The organism is Aquipuribacter sp. SD81, assembly GCF_037153975.1.
Taxonomy (GTDB): Bacteria; Actinomycetota; Actinomycetes; order Actinomycetales; family JBBAYJ01; genus Aquipuribacter.
Genome location: NZ_JBBAYJ010000007.1, coordinates 74,627 through 91,878, shown reverse-complemented (window position 1 = coordinate 91,878; position 17,252 = coordinate 74,627). Strand labels below are relative to the sequence as shown.

The 17,252-nt window shown below is 76.3% G+C and carries 14 protein-coding genes and 1 tRNA gene; 7 read left to right on the top strand and 8 right to left on the bottom strand.

Translation table 11 applies throughout. The features are described from left to right. Window positions 1-11: 11 nt before the first annotated feature. Entirely contained in the window at window positions 12-1,151 is a 1,140-nt protein-coding gene (locus WAA21_RS06015) for a nucleotidyltransferase family protein (RefSeq protein ID WP_336921862.1), read from the top strand. On the opposite strand, the gene WAA21_RS06010 is transcribed toward WAA21_RS06015, so the two are convergent. From WAA21_RS06010 to WAA21_RS06000, 3 genes are all read right to left on the bottom strand, one after another. Then, window positions 1,117-2,565 (bottom strand): sugar transferase, encoded by a 1,449-nt coding sequence (locus WAA21_RS06010; RefSeq protein ID WP_336921861.1) that lies wholly within the window; start codon window positions 2,563-2,565, stop codon window positions 1,117-1,119. The genes WAA21_RS06015 and WAA21_RS06010 overlap by 35 nt on opposite strands. Window positions 2,566-2,925: 360 nt before the next feature. After that, entirely contained in the window at window positions 2,926-3,522 is a 597-nt protein-coding gene (gene pth, locus WAA21_RS06005; protein ID WP_336921860.1) for an aminoacyl-tRNA hydrolase, read from the bottom strand. Window positions 3,523-3,582: 60 nt separating this feature from the next. Continuing rightward, window positions 3,583-4,266, bottom strand: coding sequence for a 50S ribosomal protein L25/general stress protein Ctc (locus WAA21_RS06000; protein WP_336921859.1), 684 nt, complete (start codon window positions 4,264-4,266; stop codon window positions 3,583-3,585). Between the two features lie 197 nt (window positions 4,267-4,463). On the opposite strand from WAA21_RS06000, the gene WAA21_RS05995 reads away from it, so the two are divergent. Both WAA21_RS05995 and WAA21_RS05990 read left to right on the top strand, forming a co-directional pair. Then, the gene (locus WAA21_RS05995; RefSeq protein WP_336921858.1) at window positions 4,464-4,922 is read left to right on the top strand and encodes an RrF2 family transcriptional regulator; all 459 of its coding nucleotides are present in this window, start codon (window positions 4,464-4,466) and stop codon (window positions 4,920-4,922) included. Between the two features lie 134 nt (window positions 4,923-5,056). Then, on the top strand, window positions 5,057-6,010 hold the full coding sequence (locus tag WAA21_RS05990) for a sulfite exporter TauE/SafE family protein (RefSeq protein WP_336921857.1): 954 nt from the start codon (window positions 5,057-5,059) through the stop codon (window positions 6,008-6,010). Here the strand turns inward: WAA21_RS05990 and WAA21_RS05985 are convergent. From WAA21_RS05985 to WAA21_RS05975, 3 genes are all read right to left on the bottom strand, one after another. Continuing rightward, complete coding sequence (locus WAA21_RS05985; protein ID WP_336921856.1) at window positions 5,985-6,965, bottom strand: ribose-phosphate diphosphokinase; 981 nt, start codon at window positions 6,963-6,965, stop codon at window positions 5,985-5,987. The two genes, WAA21_RS05990 and WAA21_RS05985, sit on opposite strands and share 26 nt — an antisense overlap. Beyond that, window positions 6,962-8,524 (bottom strand): bifunctional UDP-N-acetylglucosamine diphosphorylase/glucosamine-1-phosphate N-acetyltransferase GlmU, encoded by a 1,563-nt coding sequence (gene glmU, locus WAA21_RS05980; RefSeq protein ID WP_336921855.1) that lies wholly within the window; start codon window positions 8,522-8,524, stop codon window positions 6,962-6,964. Before glmU ends, WAA21_RS05985 begins: the two co-directional genes overlap by 4 nt. A gap of 85 nt (window positions 8,525-8,609) precedes the next feature. Continuing rightward, window positions 8,610-8,681, bottom strand: a tRNA-Gln gene (locus WAA21_RS05975). Between the two features lie 236 nt (window positions 8,682-8,917). Between WAA21_RS05975 and WAA21_RS05970 the strand changes: the two genes are divergently transcribed. From WAA21_RS05970 to WAA21_RS05955, 4 genes are all read left to right on the top strand, one after another. After that, a complete protein-coding gene (locus tag WAA21_RS05970) occupies window positions 8,918-9,517 on the top strand; it encodes a TetR/AcrR family transcriptional regulator (RefSeq protein ID WP_336921913.1) in 600 nt (199 codons plus the stop codon). Window positions 9,518-9,539: 22 nt separating this feature from the next. Further along, window positions 9,540-10,091: a MarR family winged helix-turn-helix transcriptional regulator gene (locus WAA21_RS05965; RefSeq protein ID WP_336921854.1), complete on the top strand. Its 552-nt coding sequence runs from the start codon at window positions 9,540-9,542 to the stop codon at window positions 10,089-10,091. A gap of 86 nt (window positions 10,092-10,177) precedes the next feature. Next, the gene (locus tag WAA21_RS05960) at window positions 10,178-11,092 is read left to right on the top strand and encodes a hypothetical protein (RefSeq protein WP_336921853.1); all 915 of its coding nucleotides are present in this window, start codon (window positions 10,178-10,180) and stop codon (window positions 11,090-11,092) included. A gap of 277 nt (window positions 11,093-11,369) precedes the next feature. Beyond that, window positions 11,370-14,522, top strand: coding sequence for a hypothetical protein (locus WAA21_RS05955; RefSeq protein ID WP_336921852.1), 3,153 nt, complete (start codon window positions 11,370-11,372; stop codon window positions 14,520-14,522). On the opposite strand, the gene WAA21_RS05950 is transcribed toward WAA21_RS05955, so the two are convergent. Continuing rightward, on the bottom strand, window positions 14,471-16,300 hold the full coding sequence (locus tag WAA21_RS05950) for an ABC-F family ATP-binding cassette domain-containing protein (RefSeq protein ID WP_336921851.1): 1,830 nt from the start codon (window positions 16,298-16,300) through the stop codon (window positions 14,471-14,473). The two genes, WAA21_RS05955 and WAA21_RS05950, sit on opposite strands and share 52 nt — an antisense overlap. Then, a complete protein-coding gene (locus WAA21_RS05945) occupies window positions 16,301-17,248 on the bottom strand; it encodes a 4-(cytidine 5'-diphospho)-2-C-methyl-D-erythritol kinase (RefSeq protein WP_336921850.1) in 948 nt (315 codons plus the stop codon). It abuts the gene before it with no gap. Between the last annotated feature and the right edge of the window lie 4 nt (window positions 17,249-17,252).

Below are 17,252 nucleotides of genomic sequence, written 5' to 3'. Positions count from 1 at the left end.
CCCTCGCCGCCGTGCAGCCCGACCCACCGGCAGACGAGCTCCGGCGTCTGCTCGCCGAGGTCGACGTCCCGGCCGAGGCGGCGGAGCGGCTCACCTTCCACGGCGTGTGGGGGCACGTGCACCGCCGTACGACGGCGGCCGGGCTCGAGCCGCCCGCCTGGCTGGAGGCCGAGGGTCGGGGCCGGCGGGCCTGGGCCCTCGAGCAGCACCTGCGCACCCTGCACGACCTGCAGGGCCTGGGCGCGCTGCTCGACGGCGCGGGGGTGTCGTGGCTGGTGCTCAAGGGGCCGGTGCTGTCCGCCCTCTACCCGCAGCCGGACCTGCGCGGCTACACCGACCTCGACCTGCTCGTCGCCCCGCACGCGCTGGGCGCCGCCGTCGCCGCGCTGCTGGAGGCGGGGTGGCGGGTCGTGGAGTCCCCCGCGGACCTCGCCCGCCGCCCGCCGGTCGGCGAGCTGCACGTGCAGGGCCCGACGGGCACGTCGGTGGACCTGCACTGGCACCCCTTCTACCGCCCCGACCACGTGAGCCGCGGCCGGGTGGACGTCGCCGACCTCCTCGCCCGCCGCCGCGACGTGACCGTCGGGGCCCGACCCGTCCCGGCGCTGCCGGCCGACGCGCAGCTGGTCCACGTGGCCGCCCACGCCGCGGCGGGCGGCGGCAACCGGCTGCGGTGGCTGTGCGACGTCGGCCACGTCGTCGCCGCCACCGCAGCGGAGGACTGGCCGGCCGTCGTGGCGACCGCGAGGCGCTGGCACCTCGCTCCGACGGTCGGGCTCATGCTCGCCCGGACCGCTGCGCACCTGCCGGTCGCGGTGCCCGCACCCGTCGTGGCCGAGCTGGCGAGCGACCGGCTGCGCACCCTCGACGCGCTCGCCGGCAGGGTCGACCCCGTCCCGGGCTCACGGGCGCACGGCTCGCCCACGGCGGCCGTCGCCCGCGCGTCGGAGCGGCGCTGGACCGGTCCCGTGACGGCGGCGGCGGCCCGCGCCGGTCGCGCCGGGCGCCGGCGCAGGCGCGCGTCGGCGGAGGCCCGTCGGGCCGACGTGACGCTCCTGCCGGACGGACCGGCCGCGCTGCGACGCTTCGTCGACGCCGTGGCGGCGTCGACGGACCTCAGTACGCGCCGGAGCCGTGCACCACGGCGTTGAACGTCTTCCAGAGGATCTGGGCGTCCATGGCCGGCGACCAGTTGTCGACGTAGCGCAGGTCGAGGCGGACCGACTCCTCCCACGGCAGGTCGGCCCGGCCGCTCACCTGCCACAGCCCGGTGAGGCCGGGCTTGACACGCAGCCGCCGGTGCACGGCGTCGTGGTACTCCGCGTACTCCCTGGGCAGCGGCGGGCGCGGGCCGACGAGCGACATGTCGCCGCGCACGACGTTCCACAGCTGCGGCAGCTCGTCGATGGAGAACCGCCGGATGAAGCGGCCGACCGTCGTGATCCGCGGGTCCTCGCGCATCTTGAACATGAGGCCGTCGCGGTCGCTCTGCGCGGTGATGGCCGCGAGCCGCGCCTCCGCGTCGACGACCATCGAGCGCAGCTTCCACATCGTGAACGGCTCGCCGTCCTTGCCGACGCGGGGCTGGCCGAAGAACGCGGGGCCGCGGCTGTCGAGCACGACGGCGAGCGCCGCGATGCCGATGACGGGAGCGGCGACCGCGAGCATGAGCGCGCCGAGGATCCGGTCCTGGACGCTCTTGGCCAGCAGCCGCCCGGTCCGCTGCGCGGGACGCTCCACGCGCAGCAGCGACAGCCCGGCGACCGGGTGCAGCGAGACGTAGGCGCCGGTCACCTCGACGAGCCCGGGCGCGACCATGAGGTCCGCGCCCGTGTGCTCCAGCGCCCACGACAGGCGGCGCAGCGGCTCACCGCTCACCTCGCGGCCGACGACGACCACGTCGTCCACCTCGTTGTCGGCGACGACCTGCGGCACCTCCGACAGCACCCCGAGGACGGGGACGCCCGCGACGTCGGGCGGGCCGAACCCGGTCGGGGTGCAGATGCCGACGACGTCGAAGCCGTGGTGCGCGTGGCGTCGCAGCTGGGCGACGACGTCGACGACGGCACCGGGCTCGCCGACGATGAGCGTGCGGGCCGTCGCCGTGCCCGTCGCCCGGCTGCGGTGCAGCGTGCGCCGCCACGCGTAGCGGCCGAGCAGGGTGGCCAGCGCGATGAGCGGGACGGCCACGAGGACGTCGCGGCGCGGCAGCATGAGCTGCCACGTGTAGCTGACGACGCCCAGCAGGGCGACGACGACCACGGCGGCCTTGCCCACCTGGCCGAACTCCTCCGGGCCGTCCCCGAGACGGCGCCGGTCGTAGGCGCCCATGAAGGCGAGCAGGACCGTCCAGCCGAGCCCGGCGAGCAGGGCGACGAGGAGCGTGTACGGACGCGTGTTGGGCAGCGTCCACATGCAGACGGCCATGACCAGCACCGCCGACAGCGCGTCGGTCGAGACGATGCGGCGGATGTAGGGCAGGTACCAGGCGGCCCGGCGCGCCTGGCGACCTCGTCGGCCGTGACGCCGTCCCGCAGCTCGAAGGGCACCCCCGGGTGCGCCCACGACAGCCTGGTCCTCGGGGCGGAGCGCCGCCGCTCCTGCCTCGGCGCCGTGACGTCCCGCAGCGTGGCCGAGCCGGAACCGCCGCTCCCGCTATCGGACGTCTTCATGCGCATCCTCCTACCGCCGTGCACGGGCGGTTCCCCTGCCGCCGGCGTGCAGCCCCACACGCTAGCGAGCCTGAAGACGCGCTGAAGGTGAATAGGCAGATCTGCCCCACGTACCGTTCCCGTCTGTCCCGATCCGCCCCGAGTGTCGTCTGTCTTCCTAGTGGCTCCGGTCACCGCGTGCGACCTCTCGCAGCGCTCGGTGGCCCACCGGCGGCGCGCGGACGGCGCGCGGGCGTCGACGTGGCCGGCGTCGTCAGCCGCGGGGGTGGAAGCGGGCCTGCGCCGCCTCCAGCCCCTCGGTGACGACGAGCCCGACGGCGTCCTCCGCGTCGCCGACGAGCAGCTCGACCTCGGTGCGCTCGCGCTTCGCGAACGGCTCGAGGACGTAGTCCGCGGGGTCCTGCCGGCCCGGTGGGCGCCCGATGCCGCACCGCACCCGCACGTAGTCCTTGGTGCCGAGGGATGCGCTGATCGAGCGCAGCCCGTTGTGGCCGCCCTCTCCCCCGCCGAGCTTGAGCTTGAGCCGCCCGAGGTCGAGGTCGAGGTCGTCGTGCACGACGACGACGTGGTCCGGCTCGACCGAGAAGTACCTCGCGAGCCCGGCGACGGGGCCGCCCGAGGTGTTCATGTACGTGAGCGGCACCGCGAGCACGGCCCGCGGGCCGGGTGCTCCCCCGGGCAGCGTGCCGAGGCGGGTCTCGACGACGCGGGCCTGCGCGCGCCCGTGCGCCTTGAGCTTCTCGCCGCGGGCGAGCGCCTCGACGACGACCTCGCCGATGTTGTGCCGCGTGCCGGCGTAGCGGGGCCCGGGGTTGCCCAGGCCGACCACGAGCCACGTGCCGTCGCTCATGGCGGCCTGGACCTCCCCGGGCTGCTGGTGGTGCTGGTGGTGCTGGGTCGGACGGGCAGGTCAGGCCTGCTCGGCCTCCTGGCCGTCGGCGTCGGCCGCGTCGGCCGCCTCGCCACCGGCGGGCGTCTCGGCCTCGGCGGCCTCGTCCTCGGTGCCGGCCGCACCGGCGCCCACCTCGGCCTCGGCCTCGGCGAGCTCCTCCTCGAGGTGGGTCTCGTTCACGCTGACGACGTTCTCCTCGCCGTCGGTGACGAGCTCGACGCCCGCGGGGAGGTCGAGGTCCTTGGCGAGGACGTGGTAGCCGGCCGCCTTGCCCTCGACGTCGACATGGACGTTCTCCGGCAGGTTGAGCGCGTCGGCCAGCACGGTGATGGTCTGGTGGTCGACCACGACGACGGTCCCGCCGAGCGGGTCGCCGGTCGTCACGACGGAGATGTCGACCTGCACCTTCTCGCCGCGGCGGACCGTGACGAAGTCGACGTGCTCGATGAAGCCCTTGATGGGGTCGCGCTGCACGAACTTCGCGAGCGCGAGGTGCGCGTCGCCGGACACGTCGAGCGTGACGACGGCGTTGCGGTGCTTGAGCGCGAGCATGGTCTGGTGCCCCGGCAGCGACAGGTGCAGCGGCGCCTCGCCGTGGCCGTAGACGACGGCGGGGACCTTGTCGGCCCGGCGGAGACGGCGTGCCGCGCCCTTGCCGAACTCGGTGCGGGTCTCGGCGGGGAGGTGGATCTCGGACGACACGGCGGAACTCCTCGGCTGGTCGCGGGTGGCGGTCTGTTCACGGTCCAGGCGGGGCGACGCAGCCGTGCCGCGCCTCGTCGATGACGGGCCGGGCGTCAGCCTGCGGTCCCTCGCCGTGACAACCGCGTCAGCCTACCCGCAGCGGTCCACGCGACCCAACTCGCGGCCGGCGCGACGGACTGCGGGAGACTGCGCGGGTGCGGATCTCGGCGAAGGCGGACTACGCCGTGCGCGCGGTCGTGGAGGTCGCGGCGGCCGGCGAGGGCGCCGTCGTCCCCGCGGAGGCGCTCGCGCGGCGCCAGGCCGTGCCCGGCAAGTTCCTCGAGGCGATCCTCGCGGACCTGCGGCGCGCCGGCGTGCTGACCGGGGTCCGCGGCGCGGCCGGCGGCTACCGGCTGACCCGTCCGGCGGGCGAGGTGTCGGTCGCCGACATCGTCCGGGCCGTCGACGGGCCGCTGGTCTCGGTGCGCGGCGAGCGCCCGCCCGACCTGGAGTACGCGGGCCCCACGACGTCCCTGCTGCCGCTGTGGGTCGCCCTGCGGGCGTGCGTGCGCCGCGTGCTCGAGACCGTCACGGTCGCTCACCTGCTCGACGGCGAGCTGCCGGACGACGTCACGGCCCTCACGCACGACCCGCAGGCGTGGGAGAACCCGTAGCGCGGTCGCGACGGGCGCACACGGATGCACACGGAGCGTGAGACGACGGGTCGATCGCGTGAAAGCCTTGTATCCCTACCTGTTTAGGGTCCTATGGTGTCGCCACCTGTTGCCGCACACACCTGGGGACACTCGTGAAGGCACTCCTCCTGCTCGCCCTGGTCGGCTTCGCCGCCCAGCTCGTCGACGGCAGCCTCGGCATGGCGTACGGCGTCACGTCGACGACGCTGCTCCTCGCCATCGGCACCAACCCGGCCATGGCCTCCGCGACGGTGCACCTCGCCGAGATCGGGACCAGCCTCGCCTCCGGGGTCTCGCACTGGCGCTTCGGCAACGTCGACTGGCGCGTCGTCCGCCGGGTCGCGCTCCCGGGCGCCGTCGGCGCGTTCCTCGGCGCCACGGTGCTGTCCGCGGTGTCCACCGAGGTGGCCGCACCGCTCATGGCGCTCCTCCTGCTCGCCCTCGGCGGCTACGTGCTCGTCCGCTTCACGCTCGTCGACCTGCCGCGCACGCGCGACCCCCGCCCGCTGCGGCGGCGCTTCCTCGGCCCGCTCGGCCTCGTCGCCGGCTTCGTCGACGCGACGGGCGGCGGCGGCTGGGGTCCGGTCGGCACCCCGGCGCTGCTCGCGACCGGGCGCATGGAGCCGCGGAAGGTCGTCGGCTCGATCGACACGAGCGAGTTCCTCGTGGCCCTCGGCGCCTCGGCCGGCTTCCTCGTCGGGCTCGGGACGGCCGGGATCGACCTCGGCATGGCGCTGGCCCTGCTCGCCGGCGGCCTCGTCGCCGCCCCGATCGCGGCGTGGGTCGTGCGTGTCCTGCCGCCCCGCATCCTGGGCTCGACCGTGGGCGGTCTCATCGTGCTGACCAACGTCCGCACCCTGCTGCGCTCGGACCTCGTCGAGGTCGGCCCGGCGGCGACCTGGGTCGTCTACGCCGTCGTCGTCGCCGTGTGGGTGCTCGCGGTCGCGCACTCCACGCGCCGGCACCTCGCGCTGTCGCGCGAGGCCCTCGCCGGCACGGGCGGCACCGGCGGCACCGACGGCACCGGCGCCGCGCCCGACGTCAGTGCGGCTCGAACAGGCTCGTGACCGACCCGTCGTCGAAGATCTCGCGGATCGCGCGGGCGAGCAGCGGCGCGATCGACAGCACCGTGAGCCCCGGGAAGCGCTTGTCCGGGGTGATCGGCAGGGTGTCGGTGACGACGACCTCGTCGATGGGCGAGTTCGACAGCCGCTGGATGGCAGGACCGGACAGGATCGCGTGGGTCGCGGCGACGATGATCGACGCCGCGCCCTGCGCGTGCAGCGCCTCGGCGGCCTGCACGATGGTCCCCGCGGTGTCGATCATGTCGTCGATGAGCAGGCAGTGCCGGCCCTCCACGTGCTCCGAGCCGACGATCTCGTGCACCTGCACCTTGTTCGGCACGGTGGGGTCGCGCCGCTTGTGGATGATCGCCAGCGGCGCGCCCAGCCGGTCCGACCAGACGTCGGCGGTCCGCACCCGCCCCATGTCGGGGCTCACGATGGTGAGCGAGGACCGGTCGACCCGGGTCGTCACGTAGTCGGCGAGCACCGGCAGGGCCCACAGGTGGTCGACCGGGCCGTTGAAGAAGCCCTGGATCTGCGCGGCGTGCAGGTCGACGCTGATGAGCCGGTCCGCCCCCGCGGTGGAGAACATGTCCGCGACCAGGCGCGCGCTGATCGGCTCGCGGCCGCGGTGCTTCTTGTCCTGCCGGGAGTAGCCGTAGAACGGCGCGACGACCGTCACGCGCTTGGCCGAGGCCCGCTTGAGCGCGTCGACCATGAGCAGGTGCTCCATGAGCCACTGGTTGATCGGCGCGGTGTGGCTCTGCAGCACGAAGACGTCGCAGCCGCGGACGCTCTCGGCGAAGCGCACGTAGATCTCGCCGTTGGCGAAGTCGTACGCCGTCGTCTGCACGACGTCGACGCCGAGGTGCTCGGCGACCTCCCGCGTGAGCGAGGGGTGCGCCCGCCCGCTCACGAGGACCAGGCGCTTCTCCGGCGTGCTGATGATGGGCTTCAACGCGGGTCTCCCTGCTCGCCGGTCTCGCCGGGCTCGGTGGTGCTCTGCTCCCGGGCCGCTGCGGCCCGGGCCCGCGCCGACGCCTCGGCGGCCGCGCTGCCGGGCCGGCGCTCCTCGACCCAGCCGTCGACGTTGCGCTGCGGCGCGACCGTCATCGCGAGCGCCCCGGGGGGCACGTCCTTCCGCACGACCGTGCTCGCGGCGGTGTAGGCGCCGTCGCCGACCGTCACGGGCGCGACGAGCATGGTGTCGGAGCCGATGCGCACGTGGTCGCCGACCGTCGTGCGGTGCTTGTGCACGCCGTCGTAGTTGACGAAGACGGTCGCGCAGCCGATGTTCGAGCCCGTCCCGATGGTCGCGTCGCCGACGTAGGACAGGTGCGGCACCTTCGAGCCCGCGCCGATGCGCGCGTTCTTCGTCTCGACGAAGGCGCCGAGCTTGCCGCCCTCGCCGAGGTCGGTGCCGGGGCGGAGGTAGGCGAACGGCCCGACGGTCGCCCCGGCCGCGAGCACGGCGCCGCTGCCGTGGCTGCGGACGACGCTCGCGCCCTCGCCCACCTCGCACGCGCTCAGGGTGGTGTCGGGGCCGACGCTCGCGCCCGCGCGGACGACCGTCCCGTCGTGCAGCTGGGTGCCGGGCAGCAGGGTGACGTCGGGCTCGAGGACGACGTCGACGTCGACCCACGTCGTGACCGGGTCGACGACGGTGACCCCCGCGCGCATGTGCGCGTGCAGGGTGCGCCGGTTGAGCAGCGCCCCGACCTCCGCGAGCTGCACCCGGTCGTTGACGCCGTCGACCTCGTGCGCGTCGGCGACGGGCACCCCCGCCACCTGCAGCCCGCGGGCGCGTGCCTCGGCGACGACGTCGGTGAGGTACTGCTCGCCCTGCGCGTTGGCCGCGCCGAGCCCCGGGAGCACGTCCCGGCACAGGTCGAGGTCGAGCGCCCACAGGCCGCCGTTGACCTCGCGCACCGCGCGCACGGCCTCGTCGGCGTCCTTGTGCTCCACGACCGCCCGCACCTGCCCGGCCTCGTCGCGGACGACCCGGCCGTAGCCGGTGGCGTCGTCGAGCACGGCCGTCATGAGGGCGACGGGGGCGTCGGCGGCGGCGCCCAGCAGCGCCTGCAGCGAGTCCGTGGTCACCAGCGGCACGTCGCCGGAGGTGACGAGCACGGGACCCGTCAGCCGCGGCAGCCCGTCGGCCTCGCGCGCCGCGTCGAGCGCCTGCAGCCCGCACCACAGCGCCCGGCCCGTCCCGGGCACCTCGTCCTGGTCGGCGACGACGACCCGCCGCCCGAGGCGCTCCCCCACCTCCGCCGCGTGCGCCGCGACGGCCTCGCGCTCGTGCCGCACGACCACGACGACCTCGTCGGCCAGCGGCGCGGCGGCGGCGACGGCGTGCCCGAGCAGGCTCCGGCCGCCGACGCGGTGCATGACCTTGGGGGTCCGCGAGCGCATGCGGGTCCCCTGGCCCGCCGCGAGCACGACGACCGCTGCGGCCCTCGTCCTCCTGGTGGCGTCGGTGCCGTCGGCGGACGGGGTGGCGGTCTGGTCGGGCACGGCGTGGGCCTCCCGGGTGGGGTGCGGGCGGACTGTCCGGACTCTACCCACCCGCGGCACGGCGCCCGTGCGCCCGACCGGCCCGCTCCGCCCCCCGGATTCGAACCGGGACCGCGAGGCTCCAAAGGCCTGCGTGCTGCCGTTACACCAGGGCGGACCGGACCCGCGGTGTCGTCGCGGGACCGGGAGGCGCCAGTCTGCCGTGCCCGGCGGCGCGCGCCCGCCGGACCCCGCCCGTCCCGCCGCCCGTCCGAGCCCGTCCATCCCACCCGTCACACTGGACGCGTGAGCGACGCCCGCGAGGAACCGGAGCGCCCGGACGACACCGTCGACCCGGCCCGCCTCGTGCTGTCCGGGGAGACCGGTCGTGCCCGCGTCTCGCGACGCTCGCGCATGACGGGCTCCCAGCGCCGCGAGCAGCTCGTCGACATCGGGCGCCGCCTGTTCGCCGAGCGCGGCGTCGAGGGCACGACGGTCGAGGAGATCGCCGCCGCGGCCAAGGTGTCCAAGCCGGTCGTGTACGAGCACTTCGGCGGCAAGGAGGGCCTGTACGCGGTGGTCGTGGACCGCGAGGTCCAGCACCTGCTCGGCCTCATCTCCAGCGAGCTCGTGGCCGAGACGCACCCCCGCGCCATGCTCGAAGGGGCCGCGCTCGCGCTGCTCACGTACATCGAGGACCACCCCGACGGCTTCCGCATCCTCGTGCGCGACTCCCCCGTCGCCCAGTCCACCGGGACGTTCTCCTCCCTGCTCGGGGACACCGCGACGCAGGTGGAGCACGTGCTCGTCGACGCCTTCGCGGCCCGCGGCCTCGACCGGAGGACCGCCCCGATGTACGCGCAGATGCTCGTCGGCATGGTCGCGATGACCGGGCAGTGGTGGCTGGACTCGCGGCGCCCGAAGAAGGCGGAGGTCGCCGCGCACCTCGTCAACCTCGCGTGGAACGGGCTCGCCGGACTCGAGCGCAAGCCGCGCCTCACCCGCCGACGCTGAGCGCGTCGCCTAGGGTCGCGCCATGACGGGGGACCGGCCGGGACCGGGCGCGGCCCGCGACCGCGGCGGGCCGGGTGAGGTGGACGCGCCCGACGAGGTCGACCGGGTCGTCGCGGCCTGGGCGCGCGTGCGGCCCGACCTCGACGTCGCCCCGCTGGAGGTGCTCTCCCGCGTGTCCCGGCTCGCGCACCACCTCGACCGGGCCCGGGCCTCGACCTTCGACGCGCACGGCCTGGAGCGCTGGGAGTTCGACGTGCTCGCCGCCCTGCGCCGCAGCGGGCCGCCGCACCGGCTCACGCCGTCGCAGCTGCTGCCGCAGACCCTCGTCACGAGCGGCACCATGACGACGCGCATCGACCGGCTCGCCGCGCGCGGCCTGGTGTCGCGCGGGTCGTCCCCGCGCGACCGCCGCCTCGTGGTCGTCGAGCTCACCGAGGACGGCCGCGAGCTCGTCGACGCCGCGATGGCGTCGCTGCTGGAGCGCGAGGCGTCGTTCCTCGCGGGCATGCCGCGGCGCGACCGCGAGCGCCTCGCCGACCTCCTGCGCGTGCTCGTGCGGCCGTTCGAGCGCTGAGCGCCCGCCCGGTCGGACCTCCTCCGCTCGGACGAGGTTCGCCGTAAAGCGTTCACCTGGCGTTCACCGTGCGTTTGACTCGGGCGGTGAGCTCCGTGAGGTCCGGACCCGACGACACCGCCCACCGCCCCGGCGCGCGGTCGCCCCTGCTGTCGGAGCCGCGCACGAGCGGCGCCCTGCTCCTCGTGGTCGCCGCGCTGCTCGTCGCCCACAGCGTGCTCGTCGTCGTGCGCTTCGGCCTCGGTGTGGACTTCCCGGGCCGCGACTCGCTGTTCCGCCTCGTCCGGCTCAGCGGCGAGTACGGGCTCGCGGGCTGGTTCAGCGGCGTGCTGCTCCTCGTCGTCGCGCAGCGGCTGTGGCGGCTCAGCCGACGCCCGGACGGGCGCCGGGACCGCCGGGAGGCGGTGCTGGCGGGGGTGTTCCTCTACCTCAGCTTCGACGAGTCGATGGGTGTCCACGAGCAGCTCGTCGACCCGGTGGCGGCCCTGGTGCCCGTCGGCGGGCTGCTCACCTTCGCGTGGGTGCTCGTCGCGCTGCCGCTGCTCGTCGTCCTCGCGGCCGTCTACCTGCCGTGGCTGCGGTCCCTGCCGAGCCCGGCCGGCGCGTGCGTCCTGCTCGCCGCGGTCGCCTACGTCGGCGGGGCCGTGGGGATGGAGATGGTGGGCGGGGCCGTGTTCGACGCGGGCGGCGCGCAGAGCCTCACGTACTTCGCCGCCTCGACGCTGGAGGAGGTCCTCGAGCTGCTCGCGGTCGTCGCCTTCCTCGCGACCCTCCACTGGCTCGAGGAGGTCCGCGCCGCCGGACCTCAGGCGCGGGCGACGGACCGCCCGGCCGCGCCACCCACGTCCGCGGCGCCGGTGACGTCGGCGAGGTCGAGCACGACCGGGAGCCCGTCGCCGGCGTGGCGGGAGGAGAACACCTCGCTGCCGTGGCCCGGCTCCTCGAAGAGGTGGACCACGTCGAGGGCACCGAGGTCGGTCCCGCCCACCTCACCGGCGTAGCGGACGGCCTCGCGCTCCCCCATCCGGAGTGCCTCGTCGCGGTCGACCGCGGCCCACAGCGTGACGCGCTCCTCGACGACGCCGTCGTGCAGTCGGCACACCGTGCGCACGGCGTACCAGGCGGTGTCCCCCATGCGACCACCTCCTCGTGTGGGGTCGACGGTACGCCTCCGGCCCGGCCGCGGACCAGGGGCGCGGCCCGGTCACGCGCGGCGGCGCGCGCGGGAGCGGGCGCGCGGGTGTGGACGCGGACGCCCGACGGGAGCACGATGACGACGTGCGTGCGGGGGGCGCGCCGCTCGTGGCGGCGCTGACGGTGGCGGCGTCGCTGGCCGTCGGCGTCCTGGGCGCGGGCGCGGTCGACGACTTCCTCGCGGTGTCCTTCGGGGACAAGGAGCCGCTCGTCGCCGCCCCCCGCGAGCCGCAGCCGCCCGTGGCCGCCGCGCCGCTCGGGACCGTCGCGGTGACGGACCTGCCGGCGGGCCACGAGGCCGACCCGCTGCTCCGCCTCGCGCGCGCCGAGCTCGTCGCGGCGGTCGGGCGCCGCGGCGGGACGGTCGTCGACGCCGCGGACGGCACCGGGCCGGACGGCGTGGACCGCGTGGTGCTCGGGCTCGCCGGCACCGTGCCGGCCGGGGCGGACCCGGCCCGCCACACCGTCGAGGTGAGCGCGGGCCCCGGCGGGACGGTCGTCTCGCTCGCGGCGCCGGACCGCCGCGGCCTCGCCCAGGCGGCCTTCCGCCTCGGGCACGCCCTGGACGCCGGGACCGACCTCGCCGAGGTGCCGGCCGGCCCCGTGGAGCCGGAGCTCGACCGTCGCTGGGTCGACACGGGGGCCGTCGGCGTCGTGCCGGACCCCGCCGCCTACGCGGCGCAGGACGACTACGGCCACGCCTCCGGCGCGCTGTCGTCGGTCGTGCTCGACGAGGCGCCGTGGCTGGACCCCGTCGCCCTGCGCGACGTCGAGCGGGACTGGGAGGCCTACGTCGACCGGATGGTGTCGTACGGCTACGACGGGGTCGTCGTGCCGGGCTTCCTCGAGTACGTCACCTTCGCCGGCGTCGGCACGGGCGAGGACGTGTACCCGGCGGGCAGCCCGTACGCCGAGCGCGCCGTCGCCATGCGCGAGCAGGTCGGCGCGATGTGGGCGTACGCGGACCGGATGGGCATGGACGTCGTCCTGGTCACCGACATGCTCGCGCTCACCGGGCCGCTCGAGGCCTACCTGGAGGCGCAGCCGGGCGGGCTCGACGCGGACTCCGCCGCGCTGTGGGACGTGTACGCCGCCGGCGTCGACGAGCTGCTCACCGAGCTGCCGTTCGTCGACGGGCTCATGGTCCGCGTCGGGGAGGCGGGCGCCGTCTACAACCTCGACGGCTGGGACTACTACTCCGCGCTCGAGGTGACGACCGACACCCAGGTCCGCACCATGCTCCGCACCCTGACCGGCGCGGCCGCCCCGCACGGCGCCGAGGTCGTGCTGCGCACGTGGACGGTCGGGGTCGGCGAGGTCGGTGACCTCCACACCTCGCCGCGGACCTACGAGCGGGTGCTCGGGACGGGCGCCGGCGCCGTCGAGGGCCTCGACGACCTCGTCGTGTCGACGAAGTTCGTCGCGGGCGACTTCGACAGCTGGCTGCCGCTCAACCCCACCCTGCTCGTCGGGGACCAGCCCCGGGTGGTGGAGGTGCAGGCGCGCCGCGAGTTCGAGGCCTTCTCGGCCTTCCCCAACGACGTCACCGGCGACCACGCCGCGGCGCTGCAGCAGGTCGCGGCGGCCAACCCCGCCCTCGACGGGGTGTGGGTGTGGACGCAGGGCGGGGGCCCGCCACGCGCGGGGCCGATGTCGCTGTACCTCACCACGGGCTTCTGGCAGACCTACGACCTGCACGTGTGGACCGCCGCGCAGCTCGCCTGGGACACCGGCACCGACGTGGCGGCCGCCGAGCGGGCGTGGCTGCGGCGCACGTGGAGCACCGAGCCCGGGACCGTCGCCGCCCTGTCGCGCGTGCTGCGGCTGTCGCGCGCCGCCGTGCTCGACGGGCTCTACGTGCGCCCGTACGCCGAGCAGGAGGTGCGCGCCTTCGGCCTCGAGCCGCCGCCCATGCTGTGGGTGTTCAAGTGGGACCTCGTCTCCGGCGACACCGCGACGTGGTCGGCGATCTACGAGGCCTCGCGCGGCCGTGTCGACGGGGCCGTCGCCGGCTCCGACCGCGCCGTCGCGACGGTCGACGCCATGCGCGCCGAGCTCGCGGCCACCGACCCGGCGACGTTCCGCGACCCGGCCCAGCACGCCCTGCTCACGCGGTCCCTGGACTACGAGCGGGACCTGTTCACCACCCTGGGCGCGTACCGGGAGGCGATGCTGCGGCACCAGGAGTGGCTCGCGACCGGCTCCGGGCAGGCGCGGCGGCAGGCGGCGGACGCCTCGGCGCGCTACCGCGACCTCGCCGCCGAGCACGAGGCCCGCTGGCGCGGCGACCTCGACCTCCCCCCCTACGAGCTGGCCGCGGCCGACCGCGGCCTGCAGCGGCAGCAGGCGCACGTCGCGACGGTGTGGTCCGCCCGGGTCCTCCTGCTGCTCGCCGCCGCTGGCCTCGCCCTGGTCCGGCCGCTGCGCCGGGCGGCGCTGGCGCCGTGGCGCCTCGACGCCGCGACGTGGCAGGCGGCCGGCCCGCGCGGGCGGCTGCCGGCCGTGGTGGTCCCCGGGGTCGTCGTCGTGGGCGCGCACGCGGCCTTCGGCTCGTGGGTGTCCCCGGTGTGGACCGCTCTCGCCGTCGGCACCGCGGCCGCCGGCACCCTCGCGGCGGCCGGTGTGGCGGCGTCGCTGCGGCGGCGGCGCTGCCCGTACGGGCCCGGCGGCGGGCCCGTCGTCGTGTCGGTGCTCGGGCCCCAGCTCCTCGCGGTCGTGCCGCTGCTCGTCGCGCTCGCGTGGCGCGGCCCGGTCGGCGCGTGGAGCGGGTTCTGGCTCGACCCGACGGCGCGCGCGGCCTACGTGACGGCGGCGGTCGTCGCCGTCGTGTGGCTGCTCGTGGCCCCCGCGCTCGCGGCGACGGCGTGCCGCGCCGGGGCGGGCGCGGTGGCCGCGGCGACCGGCGGGGCGCTGCTGGTGTGGCCCGGCCTCGTCGGCGCGGTCGTCGGGACGGAGCGGCTGCTGACGGTACTCAACGACGAGCTGCAGGTGGTGCCGGCGGGCCTGTCGCGCATCCTCGGCCTGACGGTGCACCTCGGCGTGCCCACCGACCTGCCCGTGCTCGCGCTCGTCGCCGGGTCGACGCTGTGGCTGCTCGCGCTCGTCCTGCTCCGCGCGGTGGGTGCCCGGCCCCGGCCCCGACCGCAGCGGCCCCGCGGCGCCGGACCGCGCCCGCCGTCGCGCCCTCAGGAGCCCTCGACGACCTCCGCGAGCGCGAGCCACTCCGCCTCGACCTGATCGCGCTCGGCCGTCACGTCCCGCAGTCGCGCGTCGAGCTCCAGGACCGCCGCCGCGTCGGTCGCGCGGGCCGCGAGGTCCTCGTGCAGCCGGGTCTCCTCCGCGCCGAGCCGCTCGAGGCGCCGCTCGAGGCGGGCGAGGTCCTTGCGGGCCGCCCGCAGGTCCGCCGCGGCCAGGCCGGGGCCGGGGCGATCGCCCGCGGCCGTCGGCGCGGGGCCCGCCGACGAGGGAGCCGAGCCGCCGGCCGTCCCTCCCGCCGAGCGCCGCTCGAGGTACTCCTCCACCCCGCGCGGCAGGTCCCGCAGCGCGCCGTCGCCGAGCATGCCGACGTAGCGGTCGCACAGCCGCTCGAGCAGGTAGCGGTCGTGGCTCACCACCACGAGCGTCCCCGCGAAGGAGTCGAGGACGTCCTCCATCGCGGCGAGGGAGTCGGTGTCGAGGTCGTTGGTCGGCTCGTCGAGCAGCAGCACGTTCGGCCGCTGCAGGAGCAGGCGCAGCAGCTGCAGGCGGCGCCGCTCGCCGCCGGACAGCTCCGAGACCCGCGTCCACTGCCGCTCCCGCGGGAACCCGAGCTGCTCGACGAGCTGGCTCGCCGTCATCTCCCTGCCGCCGACCACCGCGGTCTGGGCGACGTCGGCGACGGCCTCGACCGCCCGGCGGTGCGCGACCGGCGCGAGCTCGGCGAGGTCCTGGGTGAGGCACGCCACCTCGACCGTCTTCCCGCGGCGGACCCGGCCGCCGTCGGGCTCCCGCTGCCCGGTGAGCAGGCGCAGCATCGTCGTCTTGCCGGCGCCGTTCGCGCCGACCACGCCGTAGCGCTCGCCGGGGGCGAGCCGCCACGTCGTGCCGGCCAGCAGCGGCTCCCCGCCTCGCGGGTGGTCGACGCGCACGTCCTCGAGGTCGAGCACGTCCTTGCCGAGCCGGGCGGCCGCGAGGCGCTGCAGCGCGACGCCGTCGCGCGGGGGCGGCTCGTCGGCGATGAGGTCCGCGGCGGCGTCCAGGCGGAACCTGGGCTTGCTCGTGCGGGCGGGCGCGCCGCGGCGCAGCCACGCGAGCTCCTTTCGCACGAGGTTCTGCCGCCGCTCCTCGGTGACGGCTGCGACCCGCTGCCGCTCCGCGCGGGCGAGCACCCACGCGGCGTACCCGCCCTCGTAGGCGTCGACCTCGCCGTCGTGCACCTCCCACGTCGTCGTCACGACGGCGTCGAGGAACCAGCGGTCGTGCGTGACGACGACGAGGGCGCCGCGCCCGCTCGCCGCGCGGGCCCGCAGGTGCTCGGCGAGCCACGCGACGCCGTCGACGTCGAGGTGGTTGGTCGGCTCGTCGAGCAGGAGCACGTCGGGGTCGTCGACGAGCACGCGCGCGAGCGCGACCCGGCGCAGCTGCCCGCCGGACAGCGCGTCCGTCGCGGCGTCCATGCCGCCGACGCCGGCGGCGTCCAGGTCACCGAGCAGGCCGCCGACGACGTCGCGGACCCGGGCGTCGCCCGCCCACTCGTGCGCCGCCCGGTCCCCGAGGACGGTCTCGGCGACGGTCCGTCCCGTGGGCTGGTCGCGCTGGTCGAGCATGCCGACGCGCGAGCCGGACCGGACCGACACCCGCCCGTCGTCGGGGTCGAGGCGCCCGGCCAGCACGCGCAGCAGCGTCGACTTGCCGCCGCCGTTGCGCCCGACGACGCCGACCCGGTCGCCGTCGTCGACGCCGAGGGAGACCTCGCGCAGCAGCACGCGGTCGGGCACGGCGACGTGGACGCCCGTGCAGTTGACGAGGTTGGCCACTCAGACCGCCCCGCGCACCCCGCCGTCCACGAGACGACAGCCTGGCACGGGACCGGTGGCGCGCAGCACGCGGGCCACCCCCGGGGCCTCGCCCAGGGCGACGGCGAGCTCGGCGGCGTGCTGGTCGTCCTCGGCGAGGACGGCGACGGTCGGCCCGGAGCCGCTCACCAGCGCCCCCATGGGCGCGGCGTCCAGGACGGTCTCGAGCAGCTGGTCGAGCTCGGGCAGCAGCGACACGGCTGCGACCTGCAGGTCGTTGTGCAGCGACGCGCCGAGCGCGGCGGGGTCGCCGGAGCGCAGCGCCTGCATGAGCGGGTCCGACACGCGCGGCTCGATGACGGCGCGCCCGGCGCGGAGCCGGTCGAGCTCGGCGTACACCGCGGGGGTCGACAGCTCCGACGTCGACACGAGCAGCACCCAGCTCCAGCCGCCGCGGGTGAGGGCGGGGGTGAGGCGGTCGCCGCGGCCGAGGCCGACGGCCGTCCCGCCGAGCAGCATGAACGGCACGTCGGAGCCGAGGCCCGCGCCGAGGTCGGCGAGCTGGGCCCGCGGCAGGTCGAGGCCCCACAGCGCGTCGCACGCGAGCAGGGCCGCGGCGGCGTCGGCGGACCCGCCCGCCATGCCGCCCGCGACGGGGATCTGCTTGCGGACGTGCAGGTGGACGCCGAGGTCGGGCTCGTCGTCGGCGCCGGCCGTGCGCGCGACCGCGCGGGCGGCGCGGACGGCGAGGTTCGTGCCGTCGCACGGCACGCGCGCGGCGTCCACCCCGCTCACCTCGACCGTGAAGGTGCCGCCCGGCGCGCGGGTCGCCGTCACCTCGTCGTAGAGCCCGACGGCCTGGAAGACGGTCGCGAGCGGGTGGTACCCCTCGTCGTCGGGCACCCCGACGGACAGGTGGAGGTTGACCTTCGCGGGGGCTCGAACGGTCACAGCAGCGCGTCCGGCCATCGGA